Source organism: Sodalis sp. (in: enterobacteria), from assembly GCF_047607725.1.
GTDB lineage: Bacteria > Pseudomonadota > Gammaproteobacteria > Enterobacterales > Enterobacteriaceae > JBLKSS01.
Window position 1 is genome coordinate 13956 of the sequence record NZ_JBLKSS010000006.1, and the last position, 19407, is coordinate 33362.

The window sequence follows — 19407 nt, forward strand, 5'->3', positions numbered from 1 at the left end:
AAGAGAGAGCAGTATTGGATTATCAATTAATTACCACGGATCAGGCTTTACACGACAGATGTCAGCAGGCCCGTCAGCACCCGTAGGTAGCGGTAGATACCGAATTTGTGCGTACCCGCACCTACTATCCCCAACTGGGCCTGATCCAGTTATATGACGGCGACTCTCTGACGCTTATCGATCCGCTGGCGATTACCGATTGGCAGCCCTTCATTGCGCTTCTGGCGGATCAGCAGGTCACCAAATTGCTGCACGCCTGCAGCGAAGACCTGGAAGTGTTCTGGCATAGCTTTGGCCAGATGCTGGTGCCGATGATCGATACCCAAGTGCTGGCTGCGTTTACCGACCGCGCACTCTCCTGCGGGTTCGCCGCGCTGGTGGCGGAAACGTTGCAGGTCACGTTAGATAAAACGGAATCCCGCACCGACTGGCTCGCGCGGCCGCTCAGTGACAGGCAGTGTGATTATGCCGCCACCGATGTTTACTGGCTCTTGCCGATGGCGCATAAGCTGATAGCGCAAACGCAACAGGCGGGATGGTGGTTGCAGGCCAGCCAGGAGTGCGCGGCCCTCTGTCAACGGCGCCAGGAAGTCACCGATCTTGAACTGGCCTATCGAGATATCGCTAACGCCTGGAGCTGCGCACGCGTCAGCTTGCGTGCCTACAGCGGCTGGCCAGCTGGCGCCTAAATAAGGCCCGTGAGCGCGATATGGCGGTCAATTTCGTTGTTCGTGAAGAAAATCTGTGGCAGGTGGCGCGCTATATGCAGGGATCCCTTGGCGAGCTGGAGCAGCTTGGCCTCAGCGGACCCGAAATCTGCTTACACGGCTGGGCGCTGCTGGCTCGGGTGCAGGAGGCTCAGGCACTGCCGGACGCGGCGTTGCCACCGCCGGTACTCAATCTTATCGATCGTCCCGGTTATCGCCAGACGTTTAAAGCGCTGAAAGAGCAGATACAACTGACGGCTAACAAGACGGGGCTGAGCAGCGAACTGCTGGCGTCCCAGCGTCAGATCAACCAGCTAACTCAGCGTGGTTTGGGGTGTAACCCCCACTGCGCGGCAGCCGGAATTGATAAGCGGCTGGCGCGGTGCGCTGTTCGGTGCGGAATTACTGGCGTTATTGTCCCAGGGTGAGAGCGAAACGCGCGCCTAGGCGGCGGGCGGAATAAATGGCGTGACCGGCGCATGAGGCCGCGAGCCTCCTGCCTGACGGCAGGAGGCGGAAGAGACGCTGGCGTTCATTTGGTGCTTTCTTCCGTTTCCGGCAGTGTCACGTTCAGCTCCAGGATGGAGATATCTCCATCCTTTTTCTCCAATTGAACCGAGAGCATTTCGGGGTCGATTTGCACATATTTACTGATGACCTCAAGCAGGTCGCGTTTCAGCTGCGGCAGATAATGCGGCTCGTTATCGCCTCTGCGCCGCTCGGCAACGATGATCTGCAGCCGTTCCTTGGCTATATTGGCTGTCGTTTTTTTACGGGAGAGAAAAAAGTCAAGTAATGCCATGGTTTATCCCCCAAACAGGCGTTTCAGGAATCCCTTCTTCTCTTCTTCGATGAAGCGGAAGGGATGTTCTTCTCCTAACAGGCGATCAACCATATCTGAATAGGCCTGGCCAGCATCAGACTCCTCATCGAGAATTACCGGCTCTCCCTGGTTGGAAGCCCGCAACACCGATTGATCCTCGGGGATCACACCTACCAGAGGAATGCGTAGAATTTCAATCACATCTTCCATACTGAGCATGTCGCCGCGGCTGACGCGTCCGGGATTGTAACGGGTCAGCAGCAGGTGCTCTTTAATGGGGTCTTGACCGCTTTCGGCACGGTGCGATTTAGATGATAGAATGCCCAGAATACGGTCGGAGTCGCGCACCGACGACACTTCCGGGTTGGTAGTGATAATCGCTTCATCGGCAAAATACAGCGCCATCAGGGCACCGGTTTCAATACCGGCCGGTGAATCGCAAACGACAAAATCGAATTCCATCGTGCTGAGATCATTCAATACCTTTTCCACGCCGTCGCGGGTCAGGGCATCTTTATCCCGCGTCTGGGACGCGGGCAATATATATAAATTCTCGGTCCGCTTATCTTTTATCAGCGCTTGGTTCAGCGTGGCATCACCCTGGATGACATTGACGAAGTCATAGACCACCCGGCGTTCACAGCCCATGATCAAATCGAGGTTTCGCAGTCCGATATCGAAATCGATCACGACGGTTTTCTTTCCTTTGCGGGCTAAACCGGTAGCGATGGCCGCGCTCGATGTGGTCTTGCCTACGCCCCCTTTACCCGAAGTAACAACTATAATGCGTGCCATAAATGGATTCCTTGTCAAGGGCTAAATTAAAGGATGAATGGTAAGCGTACCGTCCTGCAGACATAACCGCGCGGCTTTGCCTGAAAATTCGGCCGGAATTTGATCGCTCAGCCAATACTGGCCGGCGATGGATACGAGTTCCGGGGAGAGATGGGTACAGAAAATCTGGCACTCTCCGTCGCCCGATGCATCGGCCAGCGCGCGGCCCCGCATCATGCCGTAAATATGGATATTGCCATCGGCAATAAGCTCGGCGCCGGCGCTAACACTGCTGGTGACAATCAGATCGCTGTTGCGGGCGTAAATTTGCTGCCCGGAGCGCACCGGCGTGTTGATAAGCCACGTTTTGACCGCCGCCGGCGCGGGCGCCTCGGCGACGCTGCGCTTTGGCGCTTTGCCTTCGGTCAGCAGCGGCAACCCACTGCGAATGATCGCCTGTTTCAGTTTCGTGTCGCGACAGCCGCTGACGCCGACCACATGCAGGCCGGTCGCCAGCACCGCCTGTGATAGCGCCTCCCAGGGCGTGTCGCGACTGAGGCCGGCGACGTTGATAACAACCGGCGCATCTTTCAAAAATCCAGGTGCTTGTTCGACTTTTTCCTCTATCGCCCGACGGATTTCCTCTGGCTGCGCATCATGCACATGAATTACCGATAAAGTAAAATTACTGCCTTTCAATTCAATTGGCGTTTGCGACATCTATCCTGACTCAGTCTTAGCACGTGTAATTTCCCGATTCGTCACGGGCGGCGATATTCCGTAGTACTGCATGCATGTTATAGTTATCGCTATATAACAGGCAAGACACCAGACCACGGAAATAGAGTAAAAAATATGTTTTGTGTGATCTATCGAAGTTCAAAACAGGATCAAACCTATCTTTTTGTCGAAAGAAGAGAGGATTTTACCCGCGTCCCGGCCGACTTAATGGCGCACTTCGGCAAACCGCTATTCTCAATGATTTTACCCTTAGACGGTAGCAAAAAACTCGCTTCCGCGGATATAGGAAAAGTAAAAGAATTACTTAAAGAGCAGGGCTTCTATCTGCAAGTCCCACCACCGGTGGAAAATTTATTGACCCAGCATCATCAGTAAGCGCCCCGTGGAGGATGTCTTGAATTATTGGTGGGTTTGTTGTATGAGATAGTAAACCTACGTTACACGCTTATGCTCATTGTATTTTCACATTGTATTGATTTTAATAATTTTTATTTCCATCCCGGTTTGAGTGATATGAAATTAGTGGTTCTGAAGTTTGTGATAGTGTCCATTAAAATTTAAGTTGACACTATCATCGCCGGATTATCCATGATCTGACAGCCGTCCCTTATAGGATGCGGGTTCACTAGGCATCGTAGTGGAACATATTCTTACCGGCCATACAACAAACCCACCAATAATTCAAGACGTCCTCCACGGGGCGCTTACCTTTTTTTCGGGTCGAGACTGCGCTCCAGCTAGGATTGGAACACCATAAACAGGCTGGTGAGCACCAGGTAATACACCCCCGCGGCGCACAGCGCCTCGAAATAGCGGAAACTGGCGCTGGTGGTCTGGTTGGCTATCAACAGCAGCTCCTACACCGCGATAACGGACACCAGCGCGCTCGATTTCAGCATGCTGATCATTTGGTTACCCATTGGCGGCAGGACAATTCGCGCCGCCTGCGGCAGCACAATTTTGCGCATGATCTGCCCGCGCGCCATGCCGGCGGTGCGCTGACCGCTTTTGACCGCCTGCAGGCCGGAGCGCAGAATCTCCGCCATATAGGCGCCTTCGTTCAAAGACAGCGCCAGCACCGCGCAAGTAAAGGCGGAAAAGCGCAGGCCGAAAGTGGGCAGGACGTTGTAGACAAAAATGATTTGAAACAGCACCGGCGTACCGCGGAACACCCACAGGTAGACAAACGCCAGCCCGCGGGCGCCACGGAAGCGGGATTCTTTCAGCAGCGCCAGTACCAGACTGATTACGATGCCGAACAGCAGCGAACACAGCGTCAGCAGCAACGTCATCATCGCCCCCTGGAAAAACACCGGAGAGCTGATGTACTGCCAGACAAGATCAATTGACATAGTTATTTTCTCCCGTTCGGTGAGCGGTCAGGCTTAGTGGAAAATAGAAACCGAATCAGGGAATTTCCACTTTTCAATCAGCTACTTATAGGTGCCATCCTGGACTAGTGCCTGCAGGCCGTTTTCCAGCAGTTGGCGGGTGGCGGTATCGCCTTTGCGAATCGCGAAAGCGATATGGGTGTCGGCTTCAAACTCGGGGCCGACGGCGATAAACATGCCCGGTTTCTCGGTCATCAGTGCCACCGAACCCGGCGTGGAAAGAAACTCGGCATCGGCACGGCCTTGTGCGACTGCAACGGCGGAATCGGTGGCGGCGGGGTAGGTCAGCACGTTAATCGCTGGCTTACTGGCCGCAAGGCATTTCTTATTGTCTTCGCGCGCCTGGCTCTCTTCGATGCCGCCGAGCGTGACGGCGACGTTTTTACCGCACAGCGACAAATCGCGGCCGGTGATCTTGGCGGGATTCTCTTTGCTTACCACCACCCGGCTACCGATCATCAGGTAAGGCACAAAATCCACCTGCTCGGCGCGCGTCGGGTTGACGTACATCACGGAGTTGATTATATCCAGCCGGTTGCCCTGCAGTGCGGGGATCAAGCCTTTGAATTCCATCGACATGGGGGCGGGCGTCAGCGAGACTTTTTTGCCCAGCGCGTTGATTAAATCGATATCGAACCCGGTCAACTGGCCATCTTTAGTAAACTCGAACGGCATAAAAGTGGCGGCGGTGCCGTAAGTCAGCTTTCCGGGGGACACGAGCTTCGGCTCGGCGGCTTGGCTCAGCAGGGGCAACGTCAGGCAAAAAGCCGCCAAAAGCTGACGGGTCGTGCGGCGAACAAACAGGGTATTGGCCATTTTTGTCTCCATCATACGGGTGCGTTGAATTGCTCTTTATGAGTCAATTAATACAATAATAGGCGCGCACGCTGCTGCGTTTATCGGAAGATGGACTCATTGCGCGTAATCCGGGTCACGGCTGGCGTTTTTTGCAAACACTCAACAGCGACGTGGCCTTGCGCAACGGCTACGGTTTTCGGTTGCTCATCGAGCCGGCCAGTCTCCTGGCGCCCGGTTTCAAAGCCGACAGGCGGGCGATCAAACGCCTGCGGTCGCAACATTTATATTTAATTGCCCACCCGGACATCACCCAGGTGGAAAGCCGCCAGATCTTTAATACCGACGCCTCGTTTCATGAATTACTGGCGGAATGGAGCGGCAATGTCTTTGTCTTACAGGCGATCCAGCAGCAAAACCGGTTGCGGCGCCTGCTGGAGTTTGGCAGTTATCAAAATCGGCAGCGGGTCCGGAAATGGTACGAAGAACATGTCGCTATCCTGGACGCCGTGCGCGATGACCGCATGGCCGCCGCAGCCGAAATGATGCGGCAGCATTTGCAATCCGCCTATGACACGGTGGCGGGCAAAGTCGCCAAGAGGTAATGCAGGGAAGGGGAAGGGCCGGCAGGGAGGCTGTATTGTTTATTAACTACCAGGAAAACTGTATGCATTTAGCTATTGAGGATAAAGTCGCGCTGGTTTGCGGCGCGGGCAGCGGTCTGGGCCGCGCCATCGCGCTGGCGGCGGAAGGCGTAACGGTGGCGGTAACCAGCCGTACGCCGGGCAAGCTGGAAGAGACGGTGGCGCTGATTACCGGACAAGGCGGCCGCGCGCAGGCGTTTGCGCTGGACTTAAGCCTGCCGGACACGTTCGATACCGCACTCAGCGGCATTCGTCAGGCCCTGGGGCCTATCGGCATTCTGGTCAACAATTCCGGCGGACCGCCGCCTTCCCGGGCGGAAGGCGTCGCGGCGGAAGTCTGGCAGGCGCAATTCACCGCGATGGTCAGCGCATTGATTCAATTGACCGATAAGGTGCTGCCGGATATGCGGGCGGTGGGCTGGGGACGTATTATCACCAGCACCTCCTCGGGCGCGGTGGCGCCTTTGGCGAATTTGGCGATATCCAATACCCTGCGCATGGCGCTGCTGGGATGGTCTAAAACGCTGGCGTCGGAAGTCGCGGCCCAGGGCATTACCGCCAACATTATCATTCCGGGACGTATCGCCACCGATCGCGTCGGCCAGTTGGATGCCGCCAAAGCACAGCGGGAAAACAGTACGCCGGAAGCGGGGCAGGCGCAGAGTAAAGCCTCCATTCCCGCCGGCCGCTATGGCAAGCCAGAAGAATATGGCGCCGCCGCGGCGTTTCTGGCCAGCCGTCAGACATCCTATATCACCGGCTCGGTTTTGCGGGTGGATGGCGGTTTGATACCGTCGATATTCTAACCGCTAAAGATCTACCGCCGGGTTGCCGGCGAGGCTTCATCGCGGCATTGACCAGCCAACAGGGCGTGTCGCGTGCCCGTAAGCCGAACGATTGAGGGTATCATCGCGCCACCGTTGCGGGATGAGATAAAGAAAACCGCCGTCGGGATCGGCGGCGGCAATGAGGTGCAAGGGACTGCCTCTCTAACGTATTATTATCCAACCTTCTGATTATTACGGGTGGTGCTCAAGGCCGTGCGGCAAAAACTGCGGCGGTCTAACGCCCCTGCTGCAGCCGTCGTCAATAAATCTGTTTTAACGCGTTCATATGGGCGCTGAACGGCTGCGCCGTTTTCCGCGCGGGTGGCTAAAGGTGGGTTGGCTATTTTTCCGCTGTCGCCGGTGCAGTAGAAAAGAAATCACGCTGATGATCACCAGCGCAAGCAGAATCACGACAGGTTGTAGCGTCATCATAGCCCCTCCTGTAAATGAATTTGTTCGACCTCGATTATGCGGGCAAGGGGGAGACCCGTCGCAAGTGAAATTCACGGCGCGGTACGAAATTTCAGCTGTCCGGCGGAGCCGGTGCGCGATGAAACCTGCGCCGGTAACACAGGCGAGCGGGGCGTAATTCATTTATACCGCCGTGCTGATTTCATTTTGCACCGAAGGATTTCATCTGTCGTCGGCCGCTTCAGTGCCGAGCGCTTGGTCGGTGCACTGCCTCCGACGCGGAAGACCCATAACGCGCAGGCGGAGTCTATCGTCTGCCGATTCAGAGAGCCATCAACGCGCCGGACGGGAGCATTGCTTGGCGGCTCAAGGGACCAACAGGTCGCCCGAGCGTATCGGCTTCGCGCCCACAATCCGGGCCACCAGCATACCGTAGGTAGCGAAACGCAGCCAATGGCGGGCATAGAGCACGCCGTCGATACCTGCCGTCAGCGGCATCAATCGATCGGACAGGGGATCGAGTATCTCGGCAATCACCTCGCCGCGCTGTACCCACTCGCCAAGCTGACGTTGGTGCAAGATGACCCCCGCCATCGGCGCGCTCAAATATTCGCAGCCGGCCAGCGGCGTGGCAGGATAAGCCAACGCCGGCGGTGGGGCAGCCTGACCCTCGATATCACCGACGTGCGTCAGAAACTGGATAATCGCCCGCGCATCCGTCTGCGCGATCGCTGAATCGACATCACGCACGCCACGCAGCTCCAGCGTGACCGGTAACAGCCCCTGCGGAATAGGGAAGCGGCCGGCAAAGTGGCGGCGCAGCTTCGACCAGATTTCACAGCAGGCTTTATCAAACGGATAGGCGTCGGGTACCGTATACAAATGCGGCACCGCTTCCCAATCGCAATGTAAATCGATCATGATATCGGCGTCGCTTGCCAAACGCAGTAGAATGAGACGCTGGGATTCGAGCTCGTTGGCGGGCGTGGCGGCCGACAACCGGCGCAGCAGCGCCTGCCGGATCAGCCTTTTATTATGGGTTTCGTCGCAGCCGAGCTGATGTTCTAGCTCGCGAGCGATAGCAGCGCCGAAAACAGGAAAATGACGGTTAAAATCCTGCCCGGAATGCATATCGAACCGACCCTGAGGGCTGCCATGGATGAACTGTCCGAGGGCAATAGGGTTGGCGACCGGCACCAGCGTAATCGAGGCGCGCAGCGCGCCGGCGGTCTCCAGCGCGGCAAATTGCCGTCTAGTTTAGGGTACCAGGCTGTCGCCATGCCCGGCAACTCGTCGCCGTGTAGCGCCGCCTGCCAGGTAGATCCGCCGCTCGGTCGTGCCGGTAAAATGATAACTGGTGATGTAGCGCTCGGTGCCGGGAGAGGCGCTTACCTTGCGGCTGCCCGTGTTACGCCTGCGCTTTATTCGTTGCAGGGGCATTGTGGTTTTTACCGCCGCTCTGCGGCGCGCCGCCGGGCTGTCCCCCCTGCTGCTGCCCGCCGCCTTGTTGTTGGGGTAGTTTGCGCTGTTGTTGGCCATTGCCAGCACCGCCGTTGGGCTGCTCACCCTGAGCGAAGGAAGGGGCGGTGGCCAAAGCCAGCAACACGTCCGAAAACAGCATGACGTTCATTTTTTTCATAGTATCGCCTATGACGGATTGATGAGATGACGGTTCGCCCCTGACGGGACGGCGTTGACGAAAAAATAGAGCAACGGCAGAGAAGGGGATATATAAAAACTCTTAAGGGAGAGGATCTTTTCGCATTGCTTACACTTCTCCCGCCGGTTGTCGCATTTTGCAATGACTCGCGGCAGGGGAACGGCACAGGGGCGGATGGAGGGCGCGAACTAAACGCGCCCGGCCCCCTAGGGGGCGTTAGCTGCGCCGCGCTGCGCATTTCGGGGCACAGCCCGTCGCGGTGAGGGTGACGGCGGTGAAGTCTTGAAGACAGAGCATAAACGTACGCCGCCACCGCGTGGGCCTTTTTTTTAGCTAAAAAAGCCGGTCATGCTGTAAGGCAGTTGATTATACAAAAAATTTAGTGTTTTATTGGTACCGCTTAAGCACCGGAATTGTAAGGCGGGTTCTATGATCATTCTTATCGGCAGCCAAAAAGGGGGCTGCGGTAAATCCACCACGTGCGTCAATATTGCCAGCGAGCTGGTCAGACAGGGAAAGGACGTGGTGCTGGTAGATGCCGATCGGCAGGGAACGTCGTCGAATTGGATTAGCGACAGAAATAATGCCGGCGATCTGAATAGGATCCACAGCATCCAAAAATTCGATAATATCCGCGAAACGCTGCTGGATCTTAAGGCGCGCTATGACTATGTGGTGGTGGATACCGCCAGTCGCGACAGCCGCGAGGTGCGTACCGGTATGACAGCGGCGGATATTATTCTGGTGCCGTTTCGCCCTTCGCAGCCGGATTTGGACACGCTGCCGCGCATGAATGACATCATCACCGAGGCGCAGGACATCAATCCCGCGCTGCGGGCGGTGGCGATGCTGACCATGGCGCCCATCAATCCAATCATTAATGAAACCGCCGAAGCCCGCGCCTATCTGCGCGATTACCCGCAACTTAAGCTGCTAGCGGCGGTTATACGCGATCGCAAAATCTACCGTGACGGTATGTCTGAAGGCAAAGGCGTCGTGGAAATGAACAACTCGAAAGCGAAAGCTGAATTACAGTGCCTGGTCAAGGAGCTTATCTAATGGTTAAACGCAGAGAGATCGTAACCCCTCCACAGGACGTGGAGCGGCGCATTGAGGAGTTTGCCGCAGCGGCGGATGGCGTGAAAACGGCGGAACGCCAGGCGGATAAAGAAGCCCCGCGCGACTATAAAGCGATTCGGGTACCATTCAATCAATATGAGTATGAGACGTTGGAAAAACTTTGTCAGCAGACCAACAGCTCCAAGCTGAATATGATCCGCCACGCGCTGCTTATCTACGCACAGCAGGACGCGACGAAATAGCCCGTCTGCGCCCGCCCCGCGGGCCTGATTACCACAGGGACGTTGATGCCGTGCGGGTATGGGCTCCGGTTCCGTCCGGACCTTCATCCCACAAGGCGTTCGGGCGACTCCTTTGCCCGCATCCTGACGCTGTCCCTACCCTTCATCCTCATTAATAGGCGAAACCATAGCGCCGACGCCGCTTCGCTTATACAGGAATGTTCTTAAAGCCCGGCCTACGCGGAGGAACCCCGCTGCGGAAAAAAATTGGGCATAACATGCCCAACCGGAGAATAAATAATCAAAGAAGAAAGAAGGTGAGAGACAGTACTGTCTCACTACGAGGCTAAACTTCAGCCAAACGTGCCGTATTTGTTACCGACGCCTCTCTATGTCCCTGCCGCACGCGTTCGCCATCGGCGGGTCAGCGCCATCGACGGTTCTTCCGCTCCGCTTCGTCGCCTGCGCCCTGCGAGCAAGAGACAGCCCGCTTCCCGCGCTGTTAGCGCTGGCTTGGCGCTGTCTTTCACGGTGACGTTGCCGGAAATCATGCTCCACGTCTTCCAGACTTTTGCCGCGGGTTTCCGGCACATGAAAACTGAACCACACAAAGCCGGCGCAGATGGCGGCAAAGATCCAAAACGTCGAGGCGGTGCCGAGCCGGGCGAGCATTGGCAGAGAAAGCAGGGCCACCATCAGATTGGCGGAAAAATTAATAAAGATCGACAGGCTGGCCACCTTGGCGCGTGCGCGCAGTGGCGCTATCTCGGAAATAATCAGGAAGCAGAGCACGCCCGGAGTGAAGGCGTACATGACGATATAGCTGGTCAGCGCACCCAGCGCCAGCCAGCCGCTGCCGATAAAGGGAGAGAAGGTGAGGGTGGACGCCATCAGGGTCATGCAAAGCGTCAGACCGATGGCGTCGCCGATGAGCAGCGGCCGGCGGCCGATCCTATCCACCGTTAACATACCCACCAGGGTAAACACCACATTGGTCGCGCCGAGGCCCAGGGTGCCCAGCCAGAGGTGGCGGTATCGAAACCGCTGGACTGCAGAATTTGCGGCGCGAAATAGATAACCAGATTGATGCCGCGGGCGTTGCACAGAAAAGCGACCAGCGCGCCGATAATGACCATATGACGCACGGGACCTCGCCACAATTCCCGCCAGTTGACCTCATGTCTTTCTTTTTCATTTAGCCGCTCAGTGGCACGCAGCTCTTTCTCCACCTTATCGGTGCCGCGCAGCGTAATCAAAATACGGCGCGCTTCGTCGCGGCGATGAAGAGAGATAAGCCAGCGTGGCGATTCGGTGATAAAGAGGGCACCGCACGCCAAAATTGCGCCAAACACTGCGGCGATCCCCAGCGGTAAACGCCAGGATCCGCCGCTTTCCGCCAGTGCATTGATGCCGTAGGCCAGCAGAATGCCCAAGGTGATTAATAGCTGAAACGATGCCACTAACATCCCGCGGATACGTGCCCAACAGGATGCGCGCGGCCAACAACACGCCTACATTGCCGCTGAAGGCGGAAATCACCGCGCCGGCGGCAAAGATCGCACCGGCCAGGCACAAGATGATTTTTCGGCCGCAGCGATCGGCCAGCGGCCCGGCCGTGGTGCGCTGCGGGCAACGCCGAAAGCGGCGGTGGCCTCTGGAGGAATACGATTCATATTCTTTTCCTGTGAGGATGAAGGCAGTCACGCTGGTGCGGTGAGTGAGAAAATGATGTGTTTTGCGGTGGGGTCTCCTCGTGGCCGATGAATGACGGTTAGCGATTAACTCGACACGGATAACATGGCTGGGCGCTTCACCTCCGGGCATCACAGAAGATCTTGTCGTTACTGCTCTGACTATAGTAAGTCGCGCCGCGCCGAGAATTCATAAACTCATTAACCGAAGAATCATGGACACCCCCTCTCTGTTTATCTTTTCCGCCGGCGGTAATTGGCCCCCGTGGCGCTAATGAGACGGTAATGGGCGGCGAGGCGAAAGGGAAAAGACCCTTGACGCCGGCGGGCCGGGCGCAACAAAATACCCCACGGCCCCTTTTGTGCCGATAACATTGCTTTTTATTTTTATCGCCGCGCCATCATCAAGGGCCTGCCATGAGTTCCTCAATTGATATTATTTCCTGTATTACCGATCGCTTTGTATCGTTCACCGCGACCGAGAAGCGCATCGCCCAGTTTATTCTCGATGACGCTCAGGCGGCGACCACCTTGCCAATTGCCGAAATGGCGCGGGTTACCCAGACCAGCCAGGCGTCTATTACGCGGTTTTCCCGCACCGTCGGCTGCGATAATGTGCGCGAGCTGAAAATGAAACTCGCCCAGTCGCTGGCGGTAGGGCAGCGTTTCATACTCGATGTGCCGGATCTGGAAGGGGTACAGGGCATTTATGAGACCATCATTAATCTGCTCAATATTAACCAGCGCGCGCTGGATATGCAGGCGCTGGAACGGGCGGTAAAGTGGCTCAGCAGCGCGCGTCAGGTGGTGGCCATCGGCGTGGGCGGCGGATCGACGGTGTGCGCCCAGGAGGTCCAGCACCGGCTGTTTCGGCTCGGGATACCGGTGGTCAGCCAGAATGACGGCCTGCTTATCAGGATGATGTGCTCGGTCGTCAACACGAAAGATGTGGTGGTGGCGCTATCCCTGGGCGGCTATACCCCTGGGATCGTCGAGAGCGCGGCCATTGCCCGCCAGTATGGCGCCAAGGTTATCGCGATTACCCCGGCGGGAACGCCGTTGGCTCAGCAAGCGGATGCCTTGCTGGCGCTGGTGGTGCAGGAAAATGATTATATCTTCAAACCCACCATGTCACGCTATGCGATATTGGCGATGGTGGATGTGCTGGCCACCGAAATGGCGATGGCCAACAAACGGCAGGCAAAAGATCATCTCCGTCGTATCAAAATCTCCCTCGATAGCCACCGCGGCGGCGAAAACCGTCAACCGCTGGGGGACTGAGCCTCGTGAGGGACATTCTGCGCCGACGTCGGCGAGGCTAACGCCGGGCGCGACGATCTTATTCGGGGAGTTTTTTACCTAAAATGACCGGCGTTGGGCGATTTTCCCGTTCGCGGGTAATCTGTTCCAGCGCTTCCTCCCGGCTCAGTTTACTGGCAGGGGTGACCAGCGTTATCACTACGGCGAACAGCACCGAGGGAAAACAGGGATTGCCCCAAAATGCCAGCCATTGGCTATCCATCAGCACCGCGCTGGCCGCTCCCGCCCCGCCGACCAGCGCCACAACGGCGCCCTGCCAATTAAAGCGGGTCCAGAACCGGCCCAGCATCGAGCAGACAAACATGCCGGACATTATCATCGAGATCATTTTGGTGATATAGCTGATGATATCGTTGGAGGTGAGCACAAATAACAGCGCCAGGCCAACGACCAGCACCAGCATGATGCGCGATAACCGGATGGCTTTATCTTCCGCCGGCATATGGCCGGTAATCAGCGTATACAAATCGCGCAGGATAATCGAGACGCTGGTGATGGCGTCCGAGCTGCCGGAAGACATGTTGGCCGACATGCCCGCAATAAGCACGACCATGGCCAGCGCATGGAGAAGGACTTGCGTGGCGAACAAGAACGCGAAGCCGCCGTTTTCAAGATGCGGATTCATGGTCCAGGCCGCCATGCCGATAATTGCCGGCAGGAACGAAAAAAACAGATACAGCACGCCGGTAATGGTGAATAATTGGCGCACCGCGCCGACGGTTTTCGCCGAGTAAATTCGCTGGCGGTAGGAGGGGGTCGCCATGACGCCGACGCCTATTACCAGCGCCAGCGAAAACGCGGGTATCAGGCCCAGTTTGTCCACCGCGAACAGACTTTGCGCCGCCGGATCCACCGCTTGTTGGATATGGCTCCAGCCGCCGACATAATTGACCGCCAGTACCGCCATTAATATAAAACCGAGGAATAATACAATGGACTGAATGGTATCAATCCACACCACCGCGGAATACCCGCCAATACCAACATAAATAATAAATTCCAGCGCAATAATAATTTTTCGGTATTAATATCAATGCCACTGGCCCAGGCAAGATATAATCCGCCGCCCAGGATATGCGCGCCAAGCCAGCCAATGGAGGCGATAAAAATTAATATCGCTACCAGGTTTTTTACCAGACGGCTGCCGCCGGTGTAATAACAAATATCTTCACTCATGGTCATAAAGCGCATTTTGCGCACCGGCGCAAACAGCAGGGCCACCAGCAAAATGCCTATCGCGCCGCCAATGCCGTACAGCATGCCGGCCCAACCGTTCAGGTAGCCGAAACCCACCGCGCCCACGCTTGAGGCGGTGCCCACCATCGTGCCGACCGTTGATCCCAGCATCAGGATCATCGGCATCGAACGGCCGCCCAAAAGAAAATCATCACCGTTTTTTTGATTGCGCGAGACATACCAGCCAAGGGTTATCATGGCAAGGGCATAAATGGCGAACCACAACAGAAAAGAAATATTATTCATGACTCACATCCTGGCAGTATTACATCAATGTGCATGGCACGACATTGCGCTATAACGCGCAGAGCATTTGCCGGATAACCGATAATTATTATCGCCTGCGGTGAAATAAGTCACTTTTACATTACGCAACGCCCCGGTAAGGAAATAGCAGCTGTGGCGTGGTAATGGTTTACGGCAGGGTCTGGTTATTCAAATAGAAGCGCCCATACCGGTCTTGATGATTATCGTGGCGAAGGCACGCGCTTCACCTTATCGTTGTGGGCTAACCGCCTGAAAGAGGCGGCATCGCCCTGTCGCGCCCGCCGGCGGCGGCGCCGGCTAAAAACGCTTCCCTTAGCCTTTAACGCGGCCAGGGTCGACTGCTCAACGATCCCCCCCTCTACCACTTCGCCATGGCGCATCGGTGTCTGACCGGATACATAGAGCCAGCCGCCGGCTTCACCGTAGCTGATGATACCGTTCACCATGACCGTATCAATCCCCGCCGCGGGCTGCTGCGGCTCGGCGAAGGTCGCACGTGCCGCCACCGTTTGGGGATCGAATAACACCAAATCGGCAAAATAGCCCTCCCGCACCAGCCCGCGGCCGGAGAGATTGAAACGCGCCGCCGACAGGCCGGTCATTTTGTGAATGGCAGTGGTTAACGGGAATAGCTTTTCATCCCGGCTGTAGTGACCCAATACGCGCGGAAACGCGACCCATAGCCGCGGATGTGGCATCGGATCGTTGGGCAGGCCGTCGGATCCTATGAGGGTGACCGGATAGCTCAGCACGCGGCGCACATCCTGCTCATCCATATTGTAATAAATCGCGCCGGCTTCCTGTAGCGTCATCGACCAATCAGCGGCAACCTCCGCCAGCTTACGGCCGGCCACTTCAGGATGCGGCGTCGACCAGGTAATGACGATATCGAATTCGTCGGTGATTTGCTTTTTATCGAGCGTCGACGAACTGGCGGAGTAGGGATAGCAATCGCAGGATACGTCCTGCTCAAGACGAACTTTATCAAATAATTTCAGCGTTTCCCGCGTCCGTCCCCAGTTTTGCGCGCCGGCGCATTTATGGTGGGAAATAAGCACCGGCACCCGGCCGTGGCGGCCAATGCGAAATGCTTCATCCATGGCGTCCAGAATCGGCGCGAATTCGGAGCGAAGGTGGGTGGTATAGAGGCCGTCGGCGTCGGTTAGCTCTTCGGCCAGCGCCATTACTTCTTCGGTGGTGGAGGCGAAGGCGGTGGCGTAGGCCAGGCCGGTACTCAACCCGAGCGCGCCCTGGCGCAGCGCGGTATGGCCCACCAACGTCCCGACATTTACCGCCGGGCGCGCGTCGCTTACCGCTCGCGCATAGTGATCCACCGTGGGGTAAATAAATTGATCTGCCTCGCCCAGCAGATTCATAGGATCCGGTACCTCGCCTTTGAGCGTGGCGCCGGCGGCGCTGATGCCGCAGTTGCCGACGATAACCGTGGTGATGCCCTGGCTTATCTTGGGCAGATACGCCGGCATGCGGATGACATTGATATCATCGTGGGTATGAACGTCGATAAACCCTGGCGCCAGTGCGCGATCCTGGCCGTCGATAACCGTCCGGGCGTCGGCGTGAAGGGTGGGGGCGATGGCGGCGATGCGATCGCCCGCCACCGCCAAATCGGCGCGGTATTCAGGGCCGCCGCTGCCGTCGATTACCGTGACATGTTTAAACAGGTAGTAATACTCCATGATTTTCTTTTCACCACATTGACCGGAACGTGGATTGAATATAATCATTTACACCCGATGAAAACGTAAGCGCCCCGTGGAGGATGTCTTGAATTATTGGTGGGTTTGTTGTATGAGACAGTAAACCTACGTTACACGCTTATGCTCATTGAATTTTCACATTGTATTGATTTTAATAACTTTTATTTCCATCCCGGTTTGAGTGATATGAAATTAGTGGTTCTGAAGTTTGTGATAGTGTCCATTAAAATTTAAGTGGACACTATCATCGCCGGATTATCCATGATCTGACAGCCGTCCCTTATAGGATGCGGGTTCACTAGGCATCGTAGTGGAACATATTCTTACCGGGCCATACAACAAACCCACCAATAATTCAAGACGTCCTCCACGGGGGCGCTTACGGAAAAAGCGACGCCGCAGGCGTTTTTCTCCGCGCCGCGACATCCGCGGGCGCAGCGTTTTCTGAGCGATAAGCCTCAATACCCAGCGATCGGGAGCAACACCGCGCGCGACGCGCCTGGCGTGTGTGTTAGCGTGGTGAGCTGAAATTACTGAACCAGCGTCTGGCGGTGACCACGCCCTATGTGACCCATGATCAGGTTGAGGCCATGACCATGGGGGATCGGGTCGCGGTGTTGAAACCGGTTAACAACGCCCGGGAAAGCAATTTACAGCAAATTGACACGCCACAGCGGTTGTATGACCGGCCGGTCAATATGTTCGTGGCGGGTTTTATCGGCTCGCCGGTGATGAATTTCGTCAAAGTGACGCTGCGGCGCGGCGATAACGGCGTCTATGCCACGGTACCCAATACCGAAATTCATATTCCGGTGACGCCTGATGCGGCGCTGACAGGCTATCTGGGGCAGACGGTCGTGCTGGGGATTCGGCCAGAAGCGTTTCAACCCTGCAGCGTTCAGGCGCAACTGTTCAATTACCCCATTTCGGTCATTGAAGCCCAGGGCTCCGATACCTTTGTGTTCTTCGACGTCCCGACGCCGCAGGTGCTTCAGGCGGAAAACCTGAGTGAACACGGACTGTTGGCGTCGGAATCGACGCATCGCCTGCTCGCCAGGATACCGCCCGCGGTCACGGTGGAGCGCGGCCGCCCGCTGACGCTGTCGACTGAGCAATTGCACTGGTTTGACTGCGATACCGGACTGGCTATTCGCGCTTAAGGCGGGACCGCGGCCGGCGGCCGTTATCGCCGCGGCGCCCGGTTGCCGCCGGCTTTGACTGAACGAAGCGGCTTACGGCCTCCGCCGCTGGGTTTTGTTGCCTGCGGCAGCTTGCGGCTTTCGCCGCCGGGTTTTACTGACCGCGACGGCCCGGGCGGCGAAGGGAGAAGGGCGGTGGTGTCGTCCGCCTTGTGTGGACTGATACCCACGAGGAAAATTTTTACAGGGGAAACCATGAATTACGATCGTAATCCTTATGCCTCCAGCGATGCCGATCGACATGCGCTGTGGGAGAGGGTTGTCCGCCAAGATATCGAGTGTTTTCTGCGCCAGGACTGGCATAGCTATGCCGATTGCTTTACGTCGGGCACCTTTACCGGTCTGCACGCCGGTGGGGCGAGTGATCCCGGACGCTGGACGCTGGCCTTTCCCTCGGTTGCGGCGTATCAAAAAGCCTGGAGGACGGACGCCTATCGGTCTGCCGTGACTGATTACGCCGAATCACGTCGTGACGCGTTATACCGCGCGGTGGTGCATACCGCGATCGCGCTGGCGGGCGAGTAGGCCATTTTTCGTAAAATCTTCGACGGCGAAATCAAACTTACCCACGGCGGGTGCGAAAAATTGCAATGGCAGTCGGTGTTTTTTTGCGCGCGCATGCAAGGGGAATGGAAAATGACGGGTTTTGTCGGCTATCTGCCTTATCCGCTGGCGGCGTCTGCGGGGGCGGCCGGTTAGCGCATTTGCGCGCGGGCGGGGAGGGATTTATGATGATCGGGCGCCGTGCAGGGCGGCAGCGCTTGCCGTCCGTCATCGCCACTGCCCGTTGGCGACGGCGGGGGTAGCCAGCACCGGCGGCGTCATCCTTTGCTCGTCAACCCTCTTATAGCAGGATACGGAGATATGAAAAAAATCGGCTTTTTGTCGTTTGGTCACTGGGCGCCTTCTCCCCAGTCCGGTACCCGCACGGCGGCCGACGCGCTGTTGCAATCCCTTGATTTGGCCGTGGCCGCGGAAGAGCTTGGGGTGGATGACGCCTATTTCCGGGTCCATCATTTCGCTCGCCAGCTCAGTTCTCCGTTCCCTTTACTGGCCGCCATTGGCGCCAGGACCCGCCGCATTGAAATCGGTACCGGCGTTATCGATATGCGCTATGAAAATCCTTTTTATATGGCGAAGGAGGCCGGCGCGGCGGACTTGATTACCGGTGGCCGGTTGCAGCTCGGCATGAGCCGCGGTTCGCCTGAGCAGGTCATCGACGGCCGGCGCCACTTTGGTTACCGCCCCGCCGCGGGTGAAAGCGATGCCGATATGGCCCGCCGCCAGACGAAGGTGTTCCTCAATTTATTGCAGGGCGAAGACTTCGCCACGCCGAACCCGACGCCGATGTTCCCCAATCCCCCGGGCTTGCTGCGTCTGGAGCCGTTTTCCGCGGGGTTGCGCGAGCGTATTTGATGGGGCGCCGGCTCGAACGCCACCGCGGTGTGGGCCGCCGAGCGGGGGATGAACCTGCAAAGCTCGACGCTTAAAGATGACGAGACCGGCGAGCCGTTTCATATTCAGCAGGCAGGGCAAATCCGCGCCTACCGCAACGCCTGGGCGCAGGCGGGGCATGATCGAGCGCCCCGTGTGTCGGTAAGCCACAGTATCTTCGCCCTGGTCGACGATCGGGACCGCTCTTATTTTGGCCGCCGGGGGCAGGAGAGTGACCAGATAGGGTTCCTGGACGAGAAGACCCGCGTGATTTTCGGCCGCACCTATGCCGCCGAGCCGGAGGCGCTTATCGCGCAGCACTCGCAGGACGAGGCCATTGCCGAAGCCGACACGCTGCTGCTGACGCTGCCGAACCAATTGGGGGTGGATTACAATGTTCACGTCATGGAAACGCTGTTGACCGAGGTGGCTCCCGCGTTGGGCTGGCGCTGATGTCCCGCCGGCGCG

General features: G+C 57.1%; 15 protein-coding genes and 9 pseudogenes. 11 read left to right on the top strand and 13 right to left on the bottom strand.

Annotation, left to right across the window (positions count from 1 at the left end; translation table 11 throughout):
- Positions 1 to 14 precede the first annotated feature (14 nt).
- A pseudogene (gene rnd / locus ACMX3H_RS00125) lies at positions 15 to 1154 on the top strand (ribonuclease D).
- A gap of 85 nt (positions 1155 to 1239) precedes the next feature.
- Here the strand turns inward: rnd and minE are convergent.
- The 3 genes from minE to minC are packed head-to-tail and all read right to left on the bottom strand — an operon-like array spanning position 1240 to position 3024.
- On the bottom strand, positions 1240 to 1509 hold the full coding sequence (gene minE, locus ACMX3H_RS00130) for a cell division topological specificity factor MinE (protein ID WP_025245067.1): 270 nt from the start codon (positions 1507 to 1509) through the stop codon (positions 1240 to 1242).
- 3 nt (positions 1510 to 1512) lie between these two features.
- On the bottom strand, positions 1513 to 2325 hold the full coding sequence (minD, locus tag ACMX3H_RS00135) for a septum site-determining protein MinD (RefSeq protein WP_415209332.1): 813 nt from the start codon (positions 2323 to 2325) through the stop codon (positions 1513 to 1515).
- Between the two features lie 21 nt (positions 2326 to 2346).
- A complete protein-coding gene (minC, locus tag ACMX3H_RS00140; RefSeq protein ID WP_415209333.1) occupies positions 2347 to 3024 on the bottom strand; it encodes a septum site-determining protein MinC in 678 nt (225 codons plus the stop codon).
- A gap of 135 nt (positions 3025 to 3159) precedes the next feature.
- Between minC and ACMX3H_RS00145 the strand changes: the two genes are divergently transcribed.
- Positions 3160 to 3420 carry a YcgL domain-containing protein gene (locus ACMX3H_RS00145; RefSeq protein WP_415209334.1) on the top strand — a complete coding sequence of 87 codons (261 nt, stop codon included), beginning with the start codon at positions 3160 to 3162 and terminating at the stop codon, positions 3418 to 3420.
- Positions 3421 to 3785: 365 nt separating this feature from the next.
- Here ACMX3H_RS00145 and ACMX3H_RS00150 read toward each other — a convergent pair.
- Together ACMX3H_RS00150 and ACMX3H_RS00155 are read right to left on the bottom strand one after the other, a co-directional pair.
- Positions 3786 to 4397, bottom strand: a pseudogene (locus ACMX3H_RS00150) (amino acid ABC transporter permease); the annotation flags it as partial.
- 81 nt (positions 4398 to 4478) lie between these two features.
- Complete coding sequence (locus ACMX3H_RS00155; protein ID WP_415209366.1) at positions 4479 to 5252, bottom strand: ABC transporter substrate-binding protein; 774 nt, start codon at positions 5250 to 5252, stop codon at positions 4479 to 4481.
- Between the two features lie 65 nt (positions 5253 to 5317).
- On the opposite strand from ACMX3H_RS00155, the pseudogene ACMX3H_RS00160 reads away from it, so the two are divergent.
- A pseudogene (locus ACMX3H_RS00160) lies at positions 5318 to 5836 on the top strand (GntR family transcriptional regulator); the annotation flags it as partial.
- A gap of 62 nt (positions 5837 to 5898) precedes the next feature.
- Positions 5899 to 6681 carry an SDR family oxidoreductase gene (locus ACMX3H_RS00165; protein ID WP_415209335.1) on the top strand — a complete coding sequence of 261 codons (783 nt, stop codon included), beginning with the start codon at positions 5899 to 5901 and terminating at the stop codon, positions 6679 to 6681.
- A gap of 303 nt (positions 6682 to 6984) precedes the next feature.
- Here the strand turns inward: ACMX3H_RS00165 and ACMX3H_RS00170 are convergent, their stop codons facing one another.
- The 3 genes and pseudogenes from ACMX3H_RS00170 to ACMX3H_RS00180 form a co-directional block, all read right to left on the bottom strand.
- Entirely contained in the window at positions 6985 to 7134 is a 150-nt protein-coding gene (locus ACMX3H_RS00170) for a hypothetical protein (protein ID WP_415209336.1), read from the bottom strand.
- 345 nt (positions 7135 to 7479) lie between these two features.
- Positions 7480 to 8553 (bottom strand): annotated as a pseudogene (locus ACMX3H_RS00175) (succinylglutamate desuccinylase/aspartoacylase family protein).
- Positions 8522 to 8752: a hypothetical protein gene (locus ACMX3H_RS00180; RefSeq protein WP_415209337.1), complete on the bottom strand. Its 231-nt coding sequence runs from the start codon at positions 8750 to 8752 to the stop codon at positions 8522 to 8524. Before ACMX3H_RS00180 ends, ACMX3H_RS00175 begins: the two are co-directional and overlap by 32 nt.
- A 450-nt stretch (positions 8753 to 9202) precedes the next feature.
- Here ACMX3H_RS00180 and ACMX3H_RS00185 point away from each other — a divergent pair, with 450 nt between their 5' ends.
- Positions 9203 to 9832 carry an AAA family ATPase gene (locus ACMX3H_RS00185; RefSeq protein ID WP_415209338.1) on the top strand — a complete coding sequence of 210 codons (630 nt, stop codon included), beginning with the start codon at positions 9203 to 9205 and terminating at the stop codon, positions 9830 to 9832.
- Positions 9832 to 10095 (top strand): hypothetical protein, encoded by a 264-nt coding sequence (locus ACMX3H_RS00190; RefSeq protein WP_415209339.1) that lies wholly within the window; start codon positions 9832 to 9834, stop codon positions 10093 to 10095. Before ACMX3H_RS00185 ends, ACMX3H_RS00190 begins: the two co-directional genes overlap by 1 nt.
- Before the next feature lie 354 nt (positions 10096 to 10449).
- On the opposite strand, the gene ACMX3H_RS00195 is transcribed toward ACMX3H_RS00190, so the two are convergent.
- Both ACMX3H_RS00195 and ACMX3H_RS00200 read right to left on the bottom strand, forming a co-directional pair.
- Positions 10450 to 11064 (bottom strand): MFS transporter, encoded by a 615-nt coding sequence (locus ACMX3H_RS00195; protein WP_415209340.1) that lies wholly within the window; start codon positions 11062 to 11064, stop codon positions 10450 to 10452.
- Positions 11037 to 11898: pseudogene (locus ACMX3H_RS00200) on the bottom strand (MFS transporter). Before ACMX3H_RS00200 ends, ACMX3H_RS00195 begins: the two are co-directional and overlap by 28 nt.
- Positions 11899 to 12182: 284 nt before the next feature.
- Here ACMX3H_RS00200 and ACMX3H_RS00205 point away from each other — a divergent pair.
- Complete coding sequence (locus ACMX3H_RS00205; RefSeq protein WP_415209341.1) at positions 12183 to 13046, top strand: MurR/RpiR family transcriptional regulator; 864 nt, start codon at positions 12183 to 12185, stop codon at positions 13044 to 13046.
- A 58-nt stretch (positions 13047 to 13104) separates the two neighbouring features.
- Here the strand turns inward: ACMX3H_RS00205 and ACMX3H_RS00210 are convergent.
- From ACMX3H_RS00210 to ACMX3H_RS00220, 3 pseudogenes are all read right to left on the bottom strand, one after another.
- Positions 13105 to 14567 (bottom strand): annotated as a pseudogene (locus ACMX3H_RS00210) (sodium:solute symporter family protein).
- A 347-nt stretch (positions 14568 to 14914) separates the two neighbouring features.
- Positions 14915 to 15007: pseudogene (locus tag ACMX3H_RS00215) on the bottom strand (RidA family protein); the annotation flags it as partial.
- Positions 15008 to 16285: pseudogene (locus tag ACMX3H_RS00220) on the bottom strand (N-acyl-D-amino-acid deacylase family protein); the annotation flags it as partial.
- Between the two features lie 331 nt (positions 16286 to 16616).
- On the opposite strand from ACMX3H_RS00220, the gene ACMX3H_RS00225 reads away from it, so the two are divergent.
- The 4 genes and pseudogenes from ACMX3H_RS00225 (at position 16617) to ACMX3H_RS00240 (ending at position 19392) form a co-directional block, all read left to right on the top strand.
- On the top strand, positions 16617 to 16754 hold the full coding sequence (locus tag ACMX3H_RS00225; RefSeq protein ID WP_415209342.1) for a hypothetical protein: 138 nt from the start codon (positions 16617 to 16619) through the stop codon (positions 16752 to 16754).
- A gap of 103 nt (positions 16755 to 16857) precedes the next feature.
- Positions 16858 to 17466: a hypothetical protein gene (locus ACMX3H_RS00230; RefSeq protein ID WP_415209343.1), complete on the top strand. Its 609-nt coding sequence runs from the start codon at positions 16858 to 16860 to the stop codon at positions 17464 to 17466.
- A gap of 234 nt (positions 17467 to 17700) precedes the next feature.
- Positions 17701 to 18030, top strand: a complete 330-nt coding sequence (locus ACMX3H_RS00235; protein ID WP_415209344.1) for a hypothetical protein — start codon at positions 17701 to 17703, stop codon at positions 18028 to 18030.
- Positions 18031 to 18369: 339 nt separating this feature from the next.
- A pseudogene (locus ACMX3H_RS00240) lies at positions 18370 to 19392 on the top strand (LLM class flavin-dependent oxidoreductase).
- The last annotated feature ends 15 nt before the right edge of the window (positions 19393 to 19407 follow it).